This is a genomic window from Mesorhizobium sp. LNHC209A00 (assembly GCF_000502915.1).
In the GTDB taxonomy this organism is placed as follows: Bacteria; Pseudomonadota; Alphaproteobacteria; order Rhizobiales; family Rhizobiaceae; genus Mesorhizobium.
On the sequence record NZ_AYWT01000009.1, the window covers coordinates 1 to 21,551 of the forward strand.

General features: G+C 60.2%; 18 protein-coding genes and 3 pseudogenes. 3 read left to right on the forward strand and 18 right to left on the reverse strand.

Going from position 1 to position 21,551, the window contains the following annotated elements; genetic code table 11:
* From ccoG to X739_RS145475, 7 genes and pseudogenes are all read right to left on the reverse strand, one after another.
* Positions 1 to 1,202, reverse strand: a 1,202-nt coding sequence (gene ccoG, locus X739_RS145490; RefSeq protein ID WP_023795239.1) for a cytochrome c oxidase accessory protein CcoG, incomplete at its 3' end; no start/stop codon positions are given.
* Between the two features lie 216 nt (positions 1,203 to 1,418).
* Positions 1,419 to 1,811: pseudogene (locus tag X739_RS0134830) on the reverse strand (c-type cytochrome); the annotation flags it as partial.
* A 4-nt stretch (positions 1,812 to 1,815) separates the two neighbouring features.
* A pseudogene (gene ccoP, locus X739_RS0134835) lies at positions 1,816 to 2,403 on the reverse strand (cytochrome-c oxidase, cbb3-type subunit III); the annotation flags it as partial.
* Positions 2,404 to 2,405: 2 nt separating this feature from the next.
* Entirely contained in the window at positions 2,406 to 2,555 is a 150-nt protein-coding gene (locus X739_RS145485; protein ID WP_023795240.1) for a CcoQ/FixQ family Cbb3-type cytochrome c oxidase assembly chaperone, read from the reverse strand.
* Between the two features lie 12 nt (positions 2,556 to 2,567).
* The gene (ccoO, locus tag X739_RS145480; RefSeq protein ID WP_023795241.1) at positions 2,568 to 3,299 is read right to left on the reverse strand and encodes a cytochrome-c oxidase, cbb3-type subunit II; all 732 of its coding nucleotides are present in this window, start codon (positions 3,297 to 3,299) and stop codon (positions 2,568 to 2,570) included.
* An 11-nt stretch (positions 3,300 to 3,310) separates the two neighbouring features.
* Positions 3,311 to 4,994, reverse strand: a pseudogene (ccoN, locus tag X739_RS01000000166365) (cytochrome-c oxidase, cbb3-type subunit I).
* 548 nt (positions 4,995 to 5,542) lie between these two features.
* Positions 5,543 to 6,289 carry a Crp/Fnr family transcriptional regulator gene (locus X739_RS145475; protein WP_023795243.1) on the reverse strand — a complete coding sequence of 249 codons (747 nt, stop codon included), beginning with the start codon at positions 6,287 to 6,289 and terminating at the stop codon, positions 5,543 to 5,545.
* A 154-nt stretch (positions 6,290 to 6,443) separates the two neighbouring features.
* Between X739_RS145475 and hemN the strand changes: the two genes are divergently transcribed.
* The gene (gene hemN, locus X739_RS145470) at positions 6,444 to 7,793 is read left to right on the forward strand and encodes an oxygen-independent coproporphyrinogen III oxidase (RefSeq protein ID WP_023795244.1); all 1,350 of its coding nucleotides are present in this window, start codon (positions 6,444 to 6,446) and stop codon (positions 7,791 to 7,793) included.
* 334 nt (positions 7,794 to 8,127) lie between these two features.
* On the opposite strand, the gene queE is transcribed toward hemN, so the two are convergent.
* Genes queE through queC form a run of 3 tightly spaced genes read right to left on the reverse strand, consistent with a single transcriptional unit; the run spans position 8,128 to position 9,913 of the window.
* Positions 8,128 to 8,862 carry a 7-carboxy-7-deazaguanine synthase QueE gene (queE, locus tag X739_RS145465; protein WP_023795245.1) on the reverse strand — a complete coding sequence of 245 codons (735 nt, stop codon included), beginning with the start codon at positions 8,860 to 8,862 and terminating at the stop codon, positions 8,128 to 8,130.
* Entirely contained in the window at positions 8,859 to 9,215 is a 357-nt protein-coding gene (gene queD / locus X739_RS145460) for a 6-carboxytetrahydropterin synthase QueD (protein WP_023795246.1), read from the reverse strand. The genes queE and queD overlap by 4 nt, the downstream gene beginning before the upstream one ends.
* Positions 9,215 to 9,913, reverse strand: a complete 699-nt coding sequence (gene queC, locus X739_RS145455) for a 7-cyano-7-deazaguanine synthase QueC (RefSeq protein ID WP_023795247.1) — start codon at positions 9,911 to 9,913, stop codon at positions 9,215 to 9,217. Before queC ends, queD begins: the two co-directional genes overlap by 1 nt.
* A gap of 403 nt (positions 9,914 to 10,316) precedes the next feature.
* Here queC and X739_RS145450 point away from each other — a divergent pair, with 403 nt between their 5' ends.
* Entirely contained in the window at positions 10,317 to 10,706 is a 390-nt protein-coding gene (locus X739_RS145450) for a hypothetical protein (RefSeq protein WP_023795248.1), read from the forward strand.
* A gap of 926 nt (positions 10,707 to 11,632) precedes the next feature.
* On the opposite strand, the gene X739_RS145445 is transcribed toward X739_RS145450, so the two are convergent.
* From X739_RS145445 to panB, 8 genes are all read right to left on the reverse strand, one after another.
* Positions 11,633 to 11,887, reverse strand: coding sequence for a helix-turn-helix domain-containing protein (locus tag X739_RS145445; RefSeq protein ID WP_023735822.1), 255 nt, complete (start codon positions 11,885 to 11,887; stop codon positions 11,633 to 11,635).
* Positions 11,888 to 12,255: 368 nt separating this feature from the next.
* Entirely contained in the window at positions 12,256 to 14,076 is a 1,821-nt protein-coding gene (gene glmS / locus X739_RS145440) for a glutamine--fructose-6-phosphate transaminase (isomerizing) (RefSeq protein WP_023795249.1), read from the reverse strand.
* Positions 14,077 to 15,080: 1,004 nt separating this feature from the next.
* Positions 15,081 to 16,055 (reverse strand): hypothetical protein, encoded by a 975-nt coding sequence (locus X739_RS145435; RefSeq protein ID WP_023795251.1) that lies wholly within the window; start codon positions 16,053 to 16,055, stop codon positions 15,081 to 15,083.
* Positions 16,056 to 16,226: 171 nt separating this feature from the next.
* Positions 16,227 to 16,637, reverse strand: coding sequence for a DUF2285 domain-containing protein (locus X739_RS145430; RefSeq protein ID WP_023795252.1), 411 nt, complete (start codon positions 16,635 to 16,637; stop codon positions 16,227 to 16,229).
* 455 nt (positions 16,638 to 17,092) lie between these two features.
* Positions 17,093 to 17,725 carry an acyl-homoserine-lactone synthase gene (locus X739_RS145425; protein ID WP_023795253.1) on the reverse strand — a complete coding sequence of 211 codons (633 nt, stop codon included), beginning with the start codon at positions 17,723 to 17,725 and terminating at the stop codon, positions 17,093 to 17,095.
* A 93-nt stretch (positions 17,726 to 17,818) separates the two neighbouring features.
* Entirely contained in the window at positions 17,819 to 18,544 is a 726-nt protein-coding gene (locus X739_RS145420) for a LuxR family transcriptional regulator (protein ID WP_023775322.1), read from the reverse strand.
* 93 nt (positions 18,545 to 18,637) lie between these two features.
* On the reverse strand, positions 18,638 to 19,501 hold the full coding sequence (panC, locus tag X739_RS145415; RefSeq protein WP_023795254.1) for a pantoate--beta-alanine ligase: 864 nt from the start codon (positions 19,499 to 19,501) through the stop codon (positions 18,638 to 18,640).
* Complete coding sequence (gene panB / locus X739_RS145410; RefSeq protein WP_023795255.1) at positions 19,498 to 20,358, reverse strand: 3-methyl-2-oxobutanoate hydroxymethyltransferase; 861 nt, start codon at positions 20,356 to 20,358, stop codon at positions 19,498 to 19,500. Before panB ends, panC begins: the two co-directional genes overlap by 4 nt.
* Before the next feature lie 170 nt (positions 20,359 to 20,528).
* Between panB and X739_RS145405 the strand changes: the two genes are divergently transcribed.
* Positions 20,529 to 21,497, forward strand: coding sequence for a membrane protein (locus tag X739_RS145405; RefSeq protein WP_023795256.1), 969 nt, complete (start codon positions 20,529 to 20,531; stop codon positions 21,495 to 21,497).
* Positions 21,498 to 21,551: the final 54 nt, after the last annotated feature.

A 21,551-nucleotide genomic window follows, 5' to 3' on the forward strand; every position in this document is an offset into this window, starting at 1 on the left:
TCGAGCCGGTCGCGCGTCAGCAGCGAATAGAGCAGGCCCAGGCCGATCAGCGACCACATACCCATGTAGACATAGGTGCGCGGCCGAAAGATCTTGCGGATATGGAAATGCGCCACCTTGTCGGAGAACAGGCCATCAGCCGCCCTGACCAGCGACGGATCGACCGAACTCGCACCGCCTGCGGTAGCCAGCATCATGTTGGCGTTGTAGTCGGAGAGCGTGGCGTAGGAAATCAGCCCGCGCTCCTTGCCGAGCTTGTCCATGACGCCGTCACAGGCGTCGATGCAAAGCGCGCAGGTGATGCATTCGAGCTGCTGGCCATCGCGAATGTCGATCCCCATCGGACAGACAGCGACACAGGCATTGCAGTCGACGCAGTCGCCGACGGGCTGCCCTGCGGCGAGTACCTTCTTGGCGTGACGTGAGCGCGGTTCGCCCCGCCAGTCATTGTAGGTGACAGTGAGCGAACTTTCGTCGAGCATGGCTGCCTGGATGCGCGGCCATGGGCACATATAGGTGCAGACCTGCTCGCGCATCAGCCCGCCGAACGTATAGGTCGTCGCCGTCAGCACGGCGACGGTAATGTAGGCGACAGGTGCCGCAGCGCCGGTGAAGAGCTCGCCGACCAGCGTCGGCGCATCGGCGAAATAGAAGATCCATGCGCCGCCGGTCAGCGCACCTATGACCAGCCAGATGGCGTGCTTCGACACCCGCAGCACCAGCTTGCGGGCGGTCCAGGGACTGGCATCGAGCTTGATACGAGCATTNCGATCGCCTTCGATGGCCCGCTCCACCACCAGGAACAGATCGACCCATACGGTCTGCGGGCATGTATAGCCGCACCAGGCACGGCCGACAGTCGACGTGATGAGGAAAAGACCGACGCCGGCCATCACCAGAAGTCCGGCCACATAGTAGAATTCCTGCGGCCATATCTCGATCAAGAAGAAATAGAAGCGCCGGTTTGCAAGATCCAGCAGTACCGCCTGGTCCGGAGCAAACGGGCCTCGATCCCATCGCAACCACGGTGTCAAATAGTAGATGCCGAGCGTGATCGCCATTACCAGCCATTTGAACCGGCGAAAGCTTCCCGAGGCCCGCTTTGGGAAGATCTTCTTGCGCGCGGCGTACATTGGCTGGCGCACTTTGGCGGAGTTGACCGCCTCGGCTTCGAGCCGTTCTACCTGCGTATTGTCCAGCACTGGTTTCTCCGTCGTGCAGCTTGTGATTTCGCCGGGCAAGTGACCTTGCTGGGTGCAGAGAGGTCCGCGAAATACAGCGTCGATCGGATTGTGCCGTCGACTGGATTGCGCCGCGTTGATGCAGGTCAATCGCCTGGACCACGGAAACAAATCGAGGCCCGGCAGAGCCGGGCCTCGTCGCTTGGGCGGTGAAGGGGAGGGAATAGGCCCCCGTTCCTATTCCCCACCGCCTAGCGAATGGACGTAGACCGCCAGTTCCTTGACCTTGGTTTCGCCAAGGCGGCCGACCCATGCCGGCATCACGCCCTGTTTCGGCGCACGGACCTGGGTGGCGATTGCTGTTTCGCCTGACCCATAGAGCCAGATCGCATCGGTCAGGTCGGGGGCGCCGAGTTCCTTGTTGCCCTTTGCATTGTCGCCGTGGCAAGCCACGCAATTTTCGGCAAAGACCTTTGTGCCGGGTGCGACCAATGCTTGATCGCTGACGGTGCCCGACAGACTGGCGACGTAGGCGCTGACCTGTTGGATCTGATCGGCGGTGATGATGTCGCCAAAGGCCGGCATTTCCGACAGGCGCGTATCCGGGTCGGAGGCGAAGCGGATGCCATGNTTCGGACAGGCTGGCCACATAGGCGCTGACCTGTTTGATCTGGTCGGCGGTGATGATGTCGCCAAAGGCCGGCATTTCCGACAGGCGCGTATCCGGGTCGGAGGCGAAGCGGATGCCATGAGCGATCGTCTGCTGAATCTGCTCCACCTCGCCGCCCCACAGCCAGTCGTCGTCATTGAGGTTCGGAAAGCCCTTGGACCCCTGGGCGCCGGAACCGTGGCACTGCACGCAATTGACCTTGAAAGCGGCGCCGCCGGCAGCGACCGCAAATTCGCGCAACGCATCGTCGGCGGCAATCTCCGAGACGGTTTTCGATTCGACCGCAGTGACATATTTGCCCTTCGCAACTTCGGCCGCTGCAAGCTCGTTCCCGACATCGTTGCGGCTGGAATAGCCGAGCACACCCTTGGTTGCCGAGTGCAGGAGAGGCCATGCCGGATAGGCAATGGTGTAGCCGATCGCCCAGACTATGGTGATGTAGAACGTCCAGACCCACCAGCGCGGAAGTGGGTTGTTGAGCTCCCTGATGCCGTCCCACTCATGGCCGGTGGTCGAAACACCAGAGATTTCATCGATGTGCTCGTCGCTCATGATCACTCGTCCTCAAGGGGAATCCGGGCAGCTTCGTCGGCGAGCTTGCGGCTGCCAGGGCGAAGCGCAAAGGCGATTGCGCCAACGAAGAAAAGTGCCATGGCGACCAAGCCCCAGCTATCGGCAAACTCTCGCATCAGATTGTAATGCATGGATAAAACTCCTCAGCGGTAGCCGGCGGCTTCGTCGTAATTCTTGAAATCGACCAGCGTCCCGAGCATCTGCAGGTAGGCGACGAGGGCATCCATCTCGGTCACCTGTTGCGGGTTGCCGTCGAAGTCGCCGATCTTGGCTTTCGGGTAGCGGGCCTGGAGGCCGGATGTGTCGGCGTTAGGATCGGCCTGCGCCATTAAATCCGCATTGGCGTGCGCGATCATGTCATCGATGTAGGGGACGCCGACCCGCCGGTTGGCGACCAGATGCGTCGAGAAGTCCTTCACGTCGATCGGCGCGTCTTTCAAGAACGCGTAGCTTGGCATGATCGATTCCGGCACAACCGAACGGGGATCCGTGAGGTGCTCGACGTGCCATACATTCGAGTAGCGGTCGCCAACCCGAGCGAGGTCCGGTCCGGTGCGCTTCGATCCCCATTGGAAAGGATGATCGTACATCGACTCGGCCGCCAGGCTGTAGTGACCGTAGCGTTCGACTTCGTCGCGGAACGGCCGGATCATCTGGCTGTGGCAGAGGTAGCAACCCTCGCGCACATAGATGTTGCGCCCGACAAGCTCGAGCGGCGAGTAGGGGCGCATGCCTTCGACCTTCTCGATCGTGTTGTCGAGATAGAAGAGCGGTGCGATCTCGACGATGCCGCCTACGGTCACCACAAGAAGGGAGCCGACGAGAAGAAGCGTGGCGTTCTTCTCGATGAGTGCGTGTCTGTCCATCAAGCCCATTTTCTGGCTCCTTATTCGGCAGGCTGAAGGGCAGGAACGGAACCGGGCATCGGCTCCTCCACGCGCTGGTATCCGAGAATGGTCATGCCGATATTCCAGGCCATGATCAGGGTGCCGGAGAGGTACATGGCTCCGCCGATGGCGCGCATGACATAGTAGGGGTGCATGGCGGCCACGGTTTCAGCGAAGGAATAGACGAGGAAGCCCTGCTCGTCGTACTCGCGCCACATCAGGCCCTGCATGATGCCCGACACCCACATGACAGCGGCGTAGACAACGATGCCGAGCGTCGCCAGCCAGAAGTGCCAGGTGACGAGCCTGAGTGAATAGAGCCGTTCACGGTTCCACAGCTTCGGCACCATGAAGTAGATTGCGCCGAACGAGATCATGCCGACCCAGCCGAGCGCGCCGGAATGGACGTGGCCAATCGTCCAGTCGGTATAGTGCGACAGGGAATTGACCGTCTTGATCGACATCATCGGGCCTTCGAAGGTGGACATGCCGTAGAAGGCGATGGCCATCACCATCATGCGGATGATCGGATCGGTGCGGAGCTTGTCCCAGGCGCCCGACAGCGTCATCAGGCCATTGATCATGCCGCCCCAGGACGGCATCCACAGCATGATCGAGAACACCATGCCGAGCGTCTGCGCCCAATCGGGCAAGGCGGTGTAGTGCAAATGATGGGGTCCAGCCCAGATGTAGAGAAAGATGATTGCCCAGAAATGGACGATCGACAGCCGGTAGGAATAGACCGGCCGGTTCGCCTGCTTGGGTACGAAATAGTACATCATGCCGAGAAAGCCGGCGGTCAGAAAGAAGCCCACGGCGTTGTGGCCATACCACCATTGCGTCAGAGCGTCCTGGACCCCGGAGAAAGCCGAATAGCTCTTCGAGCCCAGGAAGGAGGCGGGCATGGAGAGGTTGTTGACCACATGCAGCATCGCGATGGTGACGATGAAGGACAGGTAGAACCAGTTGGCGACGTAGATGTGGGGTTCCTTGCGCTTCAGGATCGTGCCGAGGAACAGGATGAGATAGGCGACCCAGACAATGGTCAGCCAGATGTCCACATACCATTCCGGTTCCGCGTATTCGCGGCTCTCGGTTATGCCGAGCAGGTAGCCAGTCGCTGCCATGACGATGAAGAGCTGGTAGCCCCAGAACACGAACCAGGCGAGATCGCCGCCGAACAACCTGGCGCGGCAGGTGCGTTGGACNGAGCTGGTAGCCCCAGAACACGAACCAGGCGAGATCGCCGCCGAACAACCTGGCGCGGCAGGTGCGTTGGACGACATAGAGAGACGTGCAAAGCAGCGCGTTGCCGCCGAAGGCGAAGACGACGCCCGACGTATGCAGCGGCCGCAGCCGGCCGAAGTTGAACCAGGGCTGGATGTTGAGATCGGGATAGGCGAGCTGCAGCGCGATGACGGCGCCGACCAGCATGCCAACCACACCCCAGAACATGGTGGCGATGGCGCCATAGCGGATTGGCCCGTCCATGTAAGCGGACGGGTCGATCGGCGCGGCAGGCTTGAACTCAGTGTTGCGCAACAGGATCGCAGTGAAGCCAGCCAAGGCGAAGAACAAGACCCACATATGCTGGCGAAAGGGTTCATCCACCCCAGCGCCAGCGGCCACCAAAGCCGCGAATGCGAACAGGCTTAGAAGCACGATTTCTTTGCCGAATTTCATCGCAAGCCCCGATTTCCAATTCCGGCGGATGCCAAACCGCGGTGCCTTATCGCGCAGCCCTCGCCTGCTCGCCCTGATCCATGTCAGAGCCGCACCATTTTGCTTCGAGCAGCATCGAGTTCGGTGCGATCAGACTGTGTCGAATGTGGAAGTGCAGCAGCGGCCGCCGGTTTATGGACAGGCCCGGCGTCCCCGAGTTGGGGCCCGGGTATGGAGGCGATCGCGGGCGTGTGGGGAAGCGCACCTTCTGTGACGCTGGTAAGCAGGCCGATGCCTTACCGAACGTCGATCGTTTCAATGCCTTGGAACAGCCAGCGCCAGCGTTGCGCTGCCTTCGTCACATTTATGGTTTGGACGGCGATTTTCGCCTGCGTATGTGGCATATTGACTTCGGCCAAGTGTGGATGCTTCGCCGACGAGCCGAAACGCAACTGGCGTATACGATCGGATGGAGAACGGGCTGTCGCTACGCGATGTCTTCTGAGCCCAACGCGAGCATGCCCTGCCCGAATGAAGTAAGTGGCGTGGGCCATGCAGCTTCGTGTCATTCAAACGGCTGTTGCGCCTCGGCCGCCGCAGCGCCGTTCCAGCCGGCTCATGCTGTCCACGGTGACGCGGCGGTTGTTCTCGATCCGAATCACGCCGTCCATTCTCAGGCTGGTCAGCTGACGGCTCACGGTCTCGTTTGTGATTCCAAGGAAATCAGAGATGTCGGCACGCGTCATCGGCAGCTCGAAGCACGCCGACCTAGCCGCCGGGTCAACATTGGAGTCGATGTTCCGGGCAATCATGAGGAGAAAGCTCGCCACCTTCTCTGGTGCGGTCTTGCGCCCCACAGTCACCATCCATTCGCGGGCCTCGTCAAGTTCGTTCAGCGCCTGCTTGAGCAGGCGATGCACAAATTCGGGTGACTGCTTCATCATCCGTTCGATGGCCGCTCTCGGAAACGAGCATAGCGAGACAGCTGTTGCCGCTTCCGCATTGATCGCACTTTTCATCTTGAAGGGCCGTCCCAGAAAATCCGGCGCGAACTGGAGACCGACGATCTGCTGGCGGCCGTCCGAAAGGCTCTTCGTGAGCTTCACCACGCCTGAAAGCACGTTTGAATAACAGTCGACCGCCTCGGCGTCGCCGATCAGTTCGACCCCCGGCTCGATATTGTGCCGCGACGACGTCTTGGCGAGCTGAGCCAAATCGTCTGGCTCGAGCGCGCCACAGACACCGCGGCGCCGTGCCTCGCAAGGCAGGCAAAGAACGGGAATGCCGGAACTGTGAATATCCTGCCGTAATGTCATTCGATCGCTCTACCGGTCCAGTGCGGGCAGGATAGCAATCCACGGTAGAAAAATCCTTGCGGCAGTTTGTCCGTGCTGAAGGTTGATCGAAATCAGGGCTTAGGCTTATCCAAGCATCCACAGTTCGGGCGACGCAAACACGGTGGACCACGACATGCGACAAAAGCTAGCTACCAGACTTGGCGAGAACGTCCCGCGCTATACCAGTTATCCGACTGCGCCCCATTTCCATGCGGGCGTCGATGCCGTCGTTTACCGAGGCTGGTTGGAGGCGCTCGAAGGTGGTGACGAGATATCGCTTTACCTGCATATTCCCTATTGCGACAGGCTCTGCTGGTTCTGCGCGTGCCATACCAAACAGACGCGCCACTACGAGCCGGTGGCCGCTTATCTGCGCTCGCTGTATGGGGAGATCGCCACGGTTGGCGGCCTTGTTACCGGCAAGGGCCGAGTTCGCGCGGTTCATTTCGGCGGCGGTTCCCCGACGATGCTGGAACCTGAGGATATAGCGGCGCTGGGAAGCGTCCTGCGCAACAGCTTCGCCTTTCTTCCCGGCGCCAAGATCAGCGTTGAAATCGAACCCAATGATATGGACGATGCCCGCCTCGATGCGCTTGCCGAAATCGGCACGACCCGTGCGAGCCTCGGCGTCCAGGACTTCGATCCGAAGGTTCAGAAGGCAATCAACCGCGAGCAGAGCTTTTTGCAGACCAAAGCGGTAGTCGACGGTGTTCGTTCGCGCGGCGTCGAATCGGTCAATCTAGACCTGCTGTACGGCTTGCCGCACCAGACGAGGGAGAGCGTCTCCTCCACCGTCGCGCAGGCGCTGACCTTGGAACCCGACAGGATAGCGCTTTTTGGCTACGCCCATGTGCCGTGGTTCAAGAAACATCAGACCATGATAGACGAGGCATGGCTGCCCGGTCCCGCGGAGAGATTTGCTCAATTGCAACTGGCGGCGCGGGCGATCGTGGACCAGGGGTACGAAGCAATCGGCCTCGACCATTTCGCCAAACCCGGCGATGCCCTGGCCCTTGCCGCCCGCGCCGGAACACTGCACCGGAACTTTCAGGGTTACACCGACGATTGCTGCGAAACCTTGATTGGGCTAGGCCCATCGTCCATCAGCCAGTTTCGGCAGGGCTATGCGCAGAACATGCCTTCGACCAGCGAATATCGATGCACGGTTGATGACGGCGGGCTGGCCGCTGTTCGGGGTATCGCACTTTCCAACGACGACCGCGTCCGCGGCTGGATCATCGAACGTTTGATGTGCGACTTCGCCTTCTCGGCCATCGATCTGGTGGAACGCTTCGGCGAGGCCGGCCAGAGGCTCCTCCTTCAGTCAAGTTCCATGGCCCTCCACGATCCGGTTCGATTGCTTGAACTTGATGGCGACAGATTCGTTGTGCCGGCTGAAAGTCGCCCTTTCGTCCGAAGCATCGCGGCCAGGTTCGACAAATATTTCGAAACTGGAACGGCCAGGCACTCGGCGGCAGTCTGAGCACCGCAGAGGAACGGTCATGGCTCTCACTCGATCGTGAACCGATTGCGATCGTTTTCCACTGTTGACCGGCGACCGTCGGCCGGAACGGTTCGAAGCGGACCAGACGCGTCTTGGCATGGCGACGATATCGCCCGCTCATGCCCTGCCTGTCAGATCATGGTTGTCGGCGACACTCCCTTCGACCTTGCAAGGAGAATGCAAGGTGCCGTGCAAGCGGCTGACAACACTTGGGCCGGTGGCAGAAGTCCGCAAGCACCCCGGCAGCGCGGTCAACGTTGAACCACCCGTTCACCCGAATATGCCGGTGCAGTTCCGGTGGAAAGGGCCTGGCCTAGACGGCTCTCTTGTTACCCCAGAGCATAACGTGCAGCTGCGGTAGCACGCGGGCTTCGAACCATTTGTCGCGGGTCACGCTGTCAACCAGCCACTCCATGCGCTTCAATATTCCGTCAAGGTCGACGGGCGCGTCATCATTTGCCGGGTGTGGCGGCGTGTGATTGCCGGGTTGCAAATAAATCGGAAGTTGCGGAAATCGCGCAGCGGCGTCTTTCGCGTAGGCGTAGTCCCTTTCGTCGAAAACAATGAGCTTGAGCACGATTTGGGGCTTGCCTTGTGCCGCCTGGAGGCACGCCTCGACAGCGGCCCAATCTGTCGTCATTTGGCTTGACGGCGGCTTTGGGCTGAGGATCAGCACGTCAAGGTGCGCAAACCAGTCCCTGGCAAGCGAACCTTGGGTTTCCAGCGCAAAACGGTAACCGTCACCACGGCCTCGGTCGATGAGCGCGCCGAGCGGCTGGATGGCCGGATTGCCGCCTGACAGCGACACCATAAGCGGGCGGCCACCGGAAAGCGCAAGCACATTTTTCCACACCACGCCGACGGACATCATCTCCCATTCATGGCGGAATTGATTGTCCACAGCATGCAGGCTGTCGCACCAGGAACAGCGATAGTCACACCCGCCGGTTCTGACGAAGATCGTCGGCAACCCGATGAGCACGCCCTCGCCCTGGATCGTCGGCCCGAAAATCTCGCTCACGCGGATTGCGGGATGCGTATTGGTCATGGCCGGTATTCCGCCCAGGTTTTCGGCGTTTCGCTCACCCGCACGGCCGCGGTTTCGCTCAGGCGTGCCTTGCACCAGTGGTAGAAATGTCTGGCCAGATATTCCGCCGTGACTTGCTCGTGTCCCAGCACGTCGTTGAGATGTCGGTGGTCGAAGCTCTCGTCGATGTAGCGTTTGAATGGCGCCAAATCGTGGTAGTCGCGCACGAAGCCGTGATCGTCCAGTCCATCCGCTGAAAGCTCCACTTCGACGATGTAGTTATGTCCGTGCAGGCGCGCGCATTGGTGATCGGGTGGCAATGAGGTGAGCTGATGCGAGGCTGAGAAGTGGAATTCCTTGGTGATGCGGAACATTACGCGGTGGTCCTTCGCAGCGCTCCGAGCCAGAAGTCGGAGTCCTCGTACTCGGTTGGGTCCGGGTGCCCAGCGATGTGAAACGCCTCACGCCGCTCGACGCAGGTTCCGCACCTCCCGCAATGACGCTCGGCGCCCCTGTAACAGGACCAGGTCTGCGCAAACGGCGTGCCGTATGTGGCTCCATCCCTAACAATGTCCGCCTTCGTCAGGTTCACATAGGGTGCATAAAGGCGAATCTGCGCGTAGCCGTCGAGCGCGTGGTCCTGCATCATCTGGAAAGCATCGATGAAGGCCGGACGGCAATCGGGATAGACAATATGATCCCCACCATGCACGGCCGTCGCCACCGCGTCAGCGTCTTGCGCTGCGGCGAGGCCGAAGGCAATGGCCAACATGATGGCGTTCCGGTTGGGCACCACCGTTACCTTCATCGTATCTTCGGCATAGTGCCCGTCGGGCACGTCCACATTGTCGGTCAGCGCGGAGCCGGAAAGGCCGCCGCCGATCTCGTGGATATCGATGATTCGCTGCGGGACGCCCAGGCGCTCCGCGCAAAGGGTGGCGAAGCCCAATTCCTTCCTATGCCGTTGGCCGTAATCGAACGATAGCAGGCCGGTAAGCTGGTGCTCCGCTGCCAGCTTGTGAGCAAGAGTAACGGAATCCAATCCGCCGGAGCAGACGACGAGAGTCTTCATCGTTGGGTCCTTGTTTTAACCGGGTAGGCTGCGACCGGAGATTTCTCTGCGCTCCAGTACTTCAGGAAAACCATTTTGTGAAGTGAACGGAGACCAGTTTCGTGCGCTTGCGTGCGGTGCGCAAAACACCCTCGCGGTGAGCTGCAAGGACACGGACTTGTGAGACGTCACGCTTCAGCGGAATGCTCAAGCGAACGCTGCTCGCGGACAAAGTTCTCGACGAGCAGAGCCTGGCGGTTCCGAGGGCCGAGGGACGCCACTGCAACGGTTGCAGGGTACAAGGAGCCCGGATGGCTTGCCGCAAAGATGACCGGCAAACCCTGAATAACCGGTGATGAGCCGACACCTGTGAACAAGCGGTGTGGTCGATTGCAATCACCCATGTCTTGCGCACAGGTACCTTATGTCAGTGGATGAACTGAACTTGATGGTTTTACAGATGGCAGTCGAAAGCGTCTGCTCGCTCTCGTTGAGCTTCGCTGAAAAAGCCGCCGAGATAGCCACCAGGAGCCGCGGCATCCTGCTTTTCGACGTGCGGATCGACGGTGACGCGCAGGTCCAGCGGGTCGCAGCCATCCGATATCACGGCGGCCAATTCGGCGTGCTGGCGTTGGATGTACACGGCCTAGTTACCCACTATTGCATCGTTAACGGTATGTTCTCACATTACATTGCGTCCTTGGAGAGCTGGCACAGGATGCCCCTGTCAATGCAGGCCAAGATGGATGCCAACGGCAATGCCCGTCTCTTCGTAGCCGCGTTGCGGGATGCCGGACATATGCTGGGCACCTAGCATTGGGCGAGAATGCATCTGTGAATTTTGCATGTGCGTCACTGCGATGTCGCCGGCATGATCGTCATGCTCCAAAACGGCTGCGGCCCCCGCGAAGCGGTCACCGCGATGATGGTGATCAACGGCGTTGCATCGATGCGAGCGTTTAGACAGAGGTCTCCTCCTGGCATCGAGCGCATGCAAGGAGCTACGCAAGCGCAACTGCATCAAGTATTTTGAAGGGACGACCTCATGCATGGAGCTTGCGCTGCATACGGGCGGCGCGAGCCGCGTTGCCATCCAGCAGAGAGGGTGCTTGCGGTACTCTCAATGACCCGAGATCGCAAATGGACGTGGGTAAGCACCAGAACTGGCACCACCCATGGTGGTCCGCTGGACTCGCTGGAGGAAGCACAAGGTGTCGGCGGGCAGAGCGCAGCGAGTGCCTACCTCGATCTTTCTAGAAGCGCGCCGGCAGCCTGGGCGGGGGGCTTGGGGTTAGACTGCCGGCGCACGCCACTCACGAAGAGCGGCCCGTTTTCGTGGTTCGAACACCCATAGTCAACCCGGAAACGTCAGGATGCCCGCCATGTTATTTTCAGAGCGGCGCGATGCCGGCCATGTTGGCCGATTCAGCCTAGGAGTAGCCACTCTCGTAGGCCGAGTTGATGCTCAAGCGCCAGCATCGCCTCGCCGAATTACCAAGAGTTCGCCGTTACAATCCTTCGTCGCGAGCCGATGCCCTCGTGCACGTTTCGTAGCACTCCGGGCGGCTATATCGCCTTGTTATTCGCGAGCCCATGTGAAGGGTTCCTGCATCGGAAAGTTGACGAGATTCTCTTGGCGGTACTGCGCCAGAGGCATCCCAACGGAATCAGCGTCTACAATCAGCCGCAAGCTTCACATCACAAGAGCGGTAGTCCACCCATTGCGGATCATCCGACTGATCAGGCGGCGTCCGAAATGTGCGACTCTGCCTCAAGGATTCCCACAGGTATGGAAAGCGATCTCGCTATCCGATCCCGATATCCCTTGTTGTACCTCAGACCTCGCTCGATGTTTTGAATTTCCTCAGCGGCAAGCCCGCTCGCGACCGTCAGGTCCTCGATCGAATACCCAAGGTGCTCACGATAAGCGCGGACGATGTGGGTCCCCTGCGACATAGCCGTCAAGACTGGTTCGGGAATGCGCGAATCGTTCATAAACATCTCCAAGAACATGGGAGCTCCCTCGGGAGATACGTCCCCGCGGCGCACACCCAGCAAATCAAAAAATGGACATCCATTCGGCCGGACCGGCCTCATCCATGGAATGGGCCACCTGAATTGGGAGCCGGGTCGGAATATGGCGGCTCACCTCCTTCTGATCAAGTTCCAGGGCGCCCTCCTGAGATGGCCTGATCGGCTGTAGCGCATCCGACCTGCGATACTCCGCGAATAATTCTCGCCGATGGCTTTCTTGAACAGCAACTCGAACTCCCGGTTGACGCCTCCAGTGGCTATTCGCGGCACCGTCCATCCACCCTCAGCGCTTTCGATGGACGATCATCGCCATCTATACAGGTTCACAATCATTCGACCGTGACGGATTTTGCGAGATTGCGTGGCTGGTCTACATCTGTCCCCATGAAGAGCGCCGTGTGGTAGGCAAGAAGCTGTATCGGCAGCGAGAAGATCATCGGCGCGATAATTTCGTCGACAGCCGGCAGCACGAGCGTGTGCATGGTGTCGAGTTTCGATGCGGCTGCCCCATTTTCATCGGTGATGAGGATAATCCGCCCTCCACGGGCAGCCACTTCCTGCATGTTGGAGACGGTCTTGTCGAAAAAGCGGTCATGGGGCGCGATGACGATCACCGGCATGTTCTCGTCTATCAATGCGATCGGCCCGTGCTTCAATTCACCAGCTGCATAGCCCTCGGCATGGATGTAGGAAATCTCCTTGAGCTTCAGCGCTCCTTCCATCGCTAGCGGGAAACTGGTGCCACGGCCGAGATACAGGACGTCACGACACTTTGACAGTTCGCGCGACAAGAACTCGATCTCCGGCTGGATGCTGTTGAGTACCTGGCCCATGACGCGCGGCAATTCGGCGAGGCTCCTGACGAGCGCCTGCAGCTCGCCTTCGGGGACTGTCCCGCGGGCTCTGGCGGCGCCGATGGCGAGTGCGGCTAGAACGGCAAGCTGGCAGGTAAAAGCCTTGGTAGAGGCGACGCCGATCTCCGGTCCGGCAAGGATCGGGAAGACCGTATCGGCCTCCCGAGCGATGGTCGATTCGCAGGCATTGACGATAGCGCCAATTTTCAGCCCACGCTCCTTGCAGTACCTCAACGACGCAAGCGTATCGGCGGTTTCGCCGGACTGCGAAATGAAAAGAGCGGCCGATTGCGGCGGCAACGGGATGTCGCGGTAACGGAATTCGGACGCAACGTCGATTTCAACCGTCAGGCGCGCATAGCGCTCGAACCAGTATTTTCCGATCAGTCCGGCGAAATAGGCGGTCCCGCAGGCAGAGATCGCCAAGCTCGGAACCTTGGCGAAATCGATGCCAGGAACCATGTCGTAATTCTCTATGATGTTCGTGTAATGACGGAGAGTATGGGAGATAACCTCGGGCTGCTCGTAAATCTCCTTCTCCATGAAGTGGCGATGGCTGCCCTTGTTGGCCAGATCGGCCGCGGCCGTGGAGATATGGCGCGGACGCTCGACGGGATGGCCGTCGATATCGAAGATATGGGCGCCCGAATTGCCGACAACGGCCCAGTCGCCGTCTATGAGATAGGTAATTTCGTTGGTGAAGGGAGCAAGCGCGATCGCGTCGGAGCCCAGGAACATCTCGCCGTCGCCGTGACCGATCGCCAGCGGTGGTCCGTTGCGCGCCGCCGTGATGGTGGACGGTTCATCTTCGAAGAGCACGGCAAGCGCATATGCGCCCCTGACGCGTTTCAGCATGGCACGCGTCGCTTCTTGCGGCCTCATGCCCTCCCGTCGGTATCTTGCCAAGAGATGCGCGACGACCTCGGTGTCGGTGTCGGTCTGGAACTCGGCGCCCACCGCCGCCAATTCGTCCTTCAGCTCTGTGAAATTCTCGATGATGCCGTTATGGACGACGGCGACACCGTCGGTAAAGTGCGGGTGCGCATTGCGTTCCGTCGAGGCCCCGTGGGTTGCCCAACGCGTGTGGCCGATGCCGATATTGCCGCTCAGCGGCTCTTCCTTCAGTCTCCTCTCGAGATTGACGAGCTTGCCCTCGGCGCGCCGGCGATGCAAGGCGCCCTCGATGATCGTCGCAACGCCGGCGGAATCATAGCCGCGATATTCCAAACCCTTCAACGCGCCGACCAACCTATCCGACACCGGCTGTTGCCCAACGATGCCAACAATCCCGCACATGTTCGTCTCCGCATTCTTTCGGGCAGCTTCAGAGGCGAGACGGATACCCACCGGCCGCTTTATGACGGACCTTGTAGTAGTATTCCGTAATATTGGTACAATTGAATGTAGTGATAACTACCATCCACCCCATGGATAAGGCCGCGTCTTGGGCCCTGACCTAACTTCCATTCGTGCCTGACGCTCTTATGACATCGCAAACTCACACGCGGCAGGATCACGCCACGGTGAAGCCTCAGAGAGGCCAGCAGGCCTTGGACAGCGCACGTACGACGCCGCGCCCCGCCGATCTGGCAGCCGATGTTGAGCAAGGCGTCTTCCCACAAGGTGACATGCTCGGCCCTTCGGCGGTCTCGCTTCGCCTCGTCAGGGCGCACGGCGAAACTGTATCGTGGGGCCCAACGCCAACGACCGCGTTGCACTACAACGTCTGGTGAGGGCGAAGGCGACTGGAACCGGGCTCGCCTCGGGACGCTATTCGGACAGGAGAAGGCCTACCGCATCATTGCCATTCTTGACCGCGAGCGCGGACGTCGCAGACACGAGCGGAATCGTCACGCGCAACTCCGAGACGGCAGCCCGCGCGGCGGCCATGTAGGACATCGCGCAAAAGCCGGCCCTGGCTTTTTCTCTCGGCACTCAATCTTCGATTAGCGTACTCAGCAGATGCGGTGGACAGGATTATCGGTGTCGCAAAGTGCGCATCTCAGCGTACATCAAACTCGGAGCTGGCGCGTCTGCTTGCGTCCATCGATCCGGCCATGGGTCTCGCGAAATGTGCAACTCATCCAAGCCGCGTTACGGCAGGTGGGATAAGCCATCTAACCTCGATTCACACAGGCACTCATGCGCTGGCTGGAGTAATGACGAGACTCATTGCACCAGCCCAGTTCAAAGCATGTGTAGACAATCGCTTTGGGCGCCGAACAGATCGATTGGCGGCATAGCCTTATCTTGCCTCACAAGACTGCGGTCCGGGAAGGCTGTTTCGGGACTTTTCGAAATCAGCGGATCACAGGCTCGCCATGGAAGCGGCGGCGCGATGGAGGAGAAACGCCGAAGCCAACTTCCATCATCAGCCGTGGCCTGTGCGCCGGCACGGTGCCCATATGGAACCCGAACGGATCCTCGACGAAACCGAAACCGGCCTCGCCGGTCAGCGTGACCGGGCTCTGCTTGCCGTACACGTCCAGAATCTCTTGGGCGGGATGGCCGACGACAAGCGTAAGTTGGTGCTTGAGGGCGCGGCGATCGTGGCTGCCGCGAACATAGACATGCGGGCCGGTCCCCTCGTCGACGGGCACCAGATAGAAAAAGAACTTCAGCATCCGCCAGTCGTCCAGGTCAAAGTGGTATTTGCCGAGCGAAGCCTGGTTCTTGTCGGCATCGGAGGCCTGGCCGGTCGGGAAACTCCACCAGACGCGCGTTGTGATCAGCGTCGCCTGGCCGCCGAGATAGTGCGCGGCGATATCCATGAGCAGCGGATCGTTTTGGATGGCAACGGCCGAGTTACAGCCCAGAATGCGCTCGAAATAATGGCCGCTGAGCAACGGACGGCCAAACCGCGCCTCAGCCTCCACATGCTCCGCCGGCATGAATTCGAGTCGGCGATCGAAATTGCCGAAACAAGGTGTGCACCTGGCGAATGCGGCTACATCTTCAGCCACCATTGTTGGCAGGACGAGGCCGGGGAAAAGCCCATCCATCCGCAGCGCGTCGACAACGTCGTGGCAATTGACACCGGCAAACATCGTGTCCAGGGCTCTTTGCGACCTTCGGACCGGCTTTGCACCACGCCAGTGCATTCTCCGTGCCGGCATGGTGCGCGCCAACATGAACATGGGAAGCCACGCCGGGTTCTCGCGAACATCCGACAGGTAGGTCGGAATGCGTACGGCTATGCGACGCAGCATGCTGCCGTTTCGCGCGATTGTCTCAAGGCTTGCAGCGCCGGCTTTGTCGGGGTTCATAACGGTCATCGGGATCCTCAGGGCATGAATGCACTTATCGACGAAGCGTTGGGTCTCAGTGCTTCGCCGAAACCCGATTCGCCGCGGAAGAACTAGGCGCTTGCCACGTTTTGTGCAACGCACAATTGCAGTGAGCAATGGAGGTTGCGCGTTCGAATAAGACAATCACAACCACCCCAATTACCTCAGGAACTGTCTGTAGCCGCCGCCCATCAGGTAGCGGCCACGTTGGATGGCGCGACGTACCTGATCGCGAAGATGGCCACCTGGATGACGCCAATCTTCTTCGACACGGCATCTCCCGAACAAAGCAATGGCGACCTCCTGATGAGATGCTCCCGCAAGCGAGCCATCCAAGGCCTGGAGTACGATACGCAGACGCGCTCCGCGGTGTTCCGGCGGAAAGCATGCAACTGACAGGCGGCCGCAACCGTTGACGTCATTCAGGAACTGAAGGGCAGCGACGTGGAACTTGAAGTGCTGCGGCTGGACGATTGCGTCGACATATAGCCGCAACCGGCCGAGGACGGACGCACCGGAAACGGCGATCTGCAGAGTCCGGCAGTTCTCTCTCAGCAGCACGTGCTGCACGCCCGCAGCTGTCAGCAGGATGTCCTTGCAGCATGAGAGCGAAGAAAGATGAAGCGGTTCAAAATCGTGGTCGAGCCCAAGCGGCTCCGCGGCCGCTCGTAGAATACAGGCGCAATCGCGCGGATCCCAAAAGACCCTTGCCGATGTAGCGTCCGACTGTGGCGCGTCCGCGAAAAAGAAGGCTCCATTGTCTTAGCAAAGCTGATCCTGTCGTCAACTCGATTATCTGCATGTCGCCTTGGGGTCCGACAATGCAGGCGGACGGTGCCATTTTGGCGTGGTCGCGCTGGAATTGTGGATTGCGCCGAAGAAACTCCCAGGCCCAGCCAGTGCGTGGCAATCGTCTGGCGTAGTGGTAAGCGTCCTGGCGCCGCCAGTCCGGCCAGCATACAAGACCGACCGTCGCTTCCTTGGACAGACCAGCATCCTTCATGGCTCAGGTGTCCACTATGGCGCTATGCTGACGGGCCCAGAACTGGTTGCCACAGTACCGGTCCGCTCAGACGTCCCCTGCTGCGGATGCGCAAAAGGCTCGCGTGAGAAATCTCGAGAAATCCAGCCACCGCCTCCGTTTTGCCGACGGACTTGGGTTGTCCGATGCGTGACAATGGCCACGTAGCCAGGCGGAGGATCCGCTCCATGCGCGTGTCCGTCACCGTTACTATCCGGGTCAGATCCTTGGCCAAGCCGAACTCGATCATGGCCGCGAAGAGCTCGTAGGTCGCTTGGGCCAGCCCGCCCGCAGCCTTGGGCGCCGACGGAGGAAGATCGAGCGCAAAACGACTGCTCTCCCATATGTCGGTGGTCGAGGGCACGACGTCAGCACCCAGCAGCACCGGGAACGTGTCGCGCAACATTGTGGGTCCGGTGCTGGGCAGAAGACGCACGCAACCGCGAATTCGCCAGTCGGATCCTTTGAGGAGCAGATAGACGGGCTTCAGAGCATCAAACGAATCGGATTCCATCTGGTCTTCGGTATCAACTTCCCAATCGAGCCTTTCCTTGAACACCCGAAACCTGAGCCCGTGCATCTCTTTGAGTTCGCCCGCAAACTCGTTGTAAAAGCCTGGTGTTATCAGTTGCATCATGGTCGCCTCCATGTGGGATGTGTTCCCGCCATCGAAGGGCAAAGCTGACAGCGATGCAGCCTGTAGAGGTTTACAGGTATCGTGGCTGAAGAATCAGGATCTCGTCTGGCCGGAGGCAGCCATGCGTGCAACGGCCTGGTTGATCGTTCGAACGCCAAACTTTGCCTTGGCGTTTTCCAAGTGAAAAGTCACGGTGCGCTTTGAGACGCCGAGAAGCTGGCTGATATCCCAAGCCGACTTGCCGCGCGCCGCCCATTTCAGGCACTCGAACTCCCGCGGGGTGAGCGTTACACCATCCACCACGCGATCGTCGGCGAGCCTGCGCCGGACGTGGATATGAAAGTTGATGGCCACCAGCTGCAATGCTTTTTCGTAACGTGCCAGTGACCGTAAAAGAGGCGGACGGGACTCGTCGGAAGCAAAGGTCAGGGCAGCAAACCGGCCGAGATGATCATGCATGGACATCGTCAGGCCGCCGCAGATGCCAAACTCAGCCGCACTCTCCAGAATTTGTTGCTGCGAATTCGGCAGACAGTGTCGAGCGCGATCCACACCCCAATCGAATGTATCCCAGCCTTGGAGCCCGCGCAGGATGACCGGATCAAGACTGTGGTACCGCTGTTGCAGATAACGTGATGTCCAGCATGAAGGATAGTTTGAAATCAATTGGGGGGCGTCGCCGGAGGCCGACGGGTAAGTGAAATAGGCGAATAGCGGGAAGTCGAAGCCGGCTGCAGCGGAGGCCATTGCCTCACAGAGATCGGCAGCATCAACACTTGCAGACAGTTGCTCGACGAAGTTCTCAAACACGCGATGCATTTGCCCTGTGCGTAACCTCCGTTCGCTCAATGCCAGGCAGAGACCTTGTTTTTAGATCATCCCGGACGGATACAGCGCGTGCCGAGAACGTGGCTAATCTGTTGAACCAATCCGAAATAGTCTGACGTTATCTATGAGACGTGTGCCGCCGAGCCAGGCCGCGGCAAGCAACCGTGCCGGTCGATCAAGGCTTGTCATCGGGTGCAGATCTGCCTCTTCGCGAAGTTCCAGGTATTCGACCTCGCGATAGCCTGCAGCCAGAATTGCTGCGCGAGATTCTGCAAGCGTTGGCAGGACGGGTGAGCCGCGCCCAAGCCGCTCAGCCGTCTTGAGCAGGACCGATGATAGCTTGGGAGCAACAGCGCGTTGCGCTGGCGAGAGCCGCACATTGCGCGATGATAGCGCAAGACCGTCGGCTTCACGGACTGTCGGACAGGCAACAATGGTGATTGGAATATCCAGATCCCGGGCCATGCGCCTGACCAGGTGAATTTGCTGAAAGTCCTTTTCGCCAAAGAAGCCGAAGTCAGCGCTAGTCTGCAGGAAGAGCTTGGCGACGACGGTCGCCACGCCATCGAAATGTCCCGGCCGGAAGGCACCGCACAGGCCCTCGCTGACACCGGACACCGAAACGGTGGTGGCGAAGCCCGCCGGATACATCTCCTCTGCATCTGGCGCATAAAGCAGGTGCGCGCCAACCGGTGCCAGCTTGGCGGCATCCTCGTCCTCGGTGCGCGGATACGCGGCAAGATCGGCCTGGCTATTGAATTGCTTCGGGTTGACGAAGAGCGTCACGATCACACGGTCTGCCTTCTCGAGTGCAGCGCGCACCAGGCTGAGATGGCCCTCATGCAGGACGCCCATCGTTGGCACCACGGCAATCCTCACGCCCTCGCGGCGCCATGCGGCGACGATTTCGCGAAGCTGGTCAACGCTCCTGACGATCGGCACGCTCACGCTGCTTCTCCGCTCTTGGTGGCGTCCGTGTCGGCGGGCTTGGGCGCATCGGCAAACACGTGCTTGGCGGCCGGAAACTGGCGCTCCTTCACCTCGTGCGCATAGGAAGCGATCGCAGCCGCAGCCGCCTCCCCCAGTTCAGCATAGCGCTTGACGAATTTGGGTCGGAAGTCGCCGAAGAGGCCCAGCATGTCGTCGACGACGAGAATCTGGCCGTCACAGGCTGCCGAGGCACCGATGCCAATGGTCGGGGCCGCCACCTCCCCGGTGATCCGGCGGGCGAGCGCTTCAGGAACCTTTTCCAGGACGACCGCAAAGGCGCCCGCTTCGCTCACCGCAATTGCGTCGCGCCTGATGCGCTCGGCATCCCCGCCCCTGCCCTGCACGCGGTAGCCACCGATGGCGTTGATGGCCTGCGGCGTCAAGCCGACATGAGCCATGACGGGCACGCCGCGTGCGGCGAGGAAGCCGATCGTCTCTGCCATCGTTTCGCCGCCTTCGAGCTTGACGGCCGTGCAGCCGGTATCCGAAATGACGCGCGCAGCATTTCGGAAAGCCTGCTCTGGGCTTTCCTCGTAGGAACCGAACGGCAGGTCGACCACCATCAGCGCCTGCTTGATGCCACGGCGCACCGCCTGGCCGTGCGTGATCATCATCTCCAGCGTGACACCGAGCGTCGAGGGCAGGCCGTGGAGAACCATGCCGACGCTGTCGCCGACGAGCACCACATCACAATGGGGATCGACAAGCCGGGCGACTGGGGTTGTGTAGGCGGTAAGGCAGACGAGCGGCGTCCCACCTTTGCGCGAACGAATATCCGGCGGTGTGATCGCCTTGGTGTCACCAAACGCGCTCAATGGATCCTCCTTCCCCTACGTTACCAACCGCGGGTGTCGCCTTTGGCACATTTTTGTGCAGGTGCGAAGAGCTAAAAATGCCCGGGCAGCTATGGGGTGTTGACGTGCCGACAGGCGCGCTTAGACTAAATCGATTAAGGTCCCCCGAGCTGGCCAAGTAATTCGCGAACATGGACGATCAGGCAATACGACTCAGGAAAGACAGAGCCGCCGTCAAGGCCGACGACGTCAAAGTGGACCTGATCGCCCTTGTCGTCGCCGTAAACGACAGTGAACCCTGTGTCCTGACCATCGGCCAGTCAGACACCTTGCCCTCTGGACCCTTTGCGCTTGAGCACCGATCGCTGCAATCCGGCTTGAGGGGGTGGGTCGAGCAGCAGACCGGCCATCGGCTGGGGTACATTGAGCAACTTTACACGTTCGCTGATCGGGATCGCATCGGCGCCGAGCGCCAGCAGCGCGTCATCTCCATCAGCTATCTTGCATTGACCCGCAAGGAACAGGCAGCGGGCTCGCCCAAGTGCGGATGGCAGAGTTGGTATGAATATTTTCCATGGGAGGACCACCGCTCCGGCACGCCTCCGATCGTGCTGGACGTTCTGCGACCACGCCTGATTGAATGGGCAAACGGCGTCCGCGATGCGGCCACGCGACGTGAACGCTGGCACCGGGCGACGATAGCCTTCGGCTTCGACGACCGCCTTTGGAACGAGGAACTCACGCTTCAACGCTATGAGTTAGTCTACGAAGCGGGCCTGGTCCAAGAGGCCGTAAGAGGGCGGGACGCGGCGCCCCCTCCGCTGGTGCCCAGCAAGTCCATGGTCGCCGATCATCGCCGCATCGTGGCGACCGGCATTGCGCGGCTGCGCTCCAAGATTAAATACCGGCCGGTCGTCTTTGAGCTGATGCCGCCGGTCTTCACGCTTTTGCAGCTGCAGCGAACCGTGGAGGCGCTCGCCGGCAGGCTCATCCACAAGCCGAACTTTCGCCGACTGATCGAACAGCAGGAGCTGGTCGAGGAGACCGGAGAGACCACCACTGAGACCGGCGGCCGGCCAGCGAAGCTTTTCCGTTTCCGCCACGCCGTTCTCGACGATAGGCTCATCGCCGGGACAAAATTGCCGCTGGCGCGGGGTTGACATCCCTTATACTCACAGCAAGTATATGCTGGTTATTTTCAATTAGAGTATAAG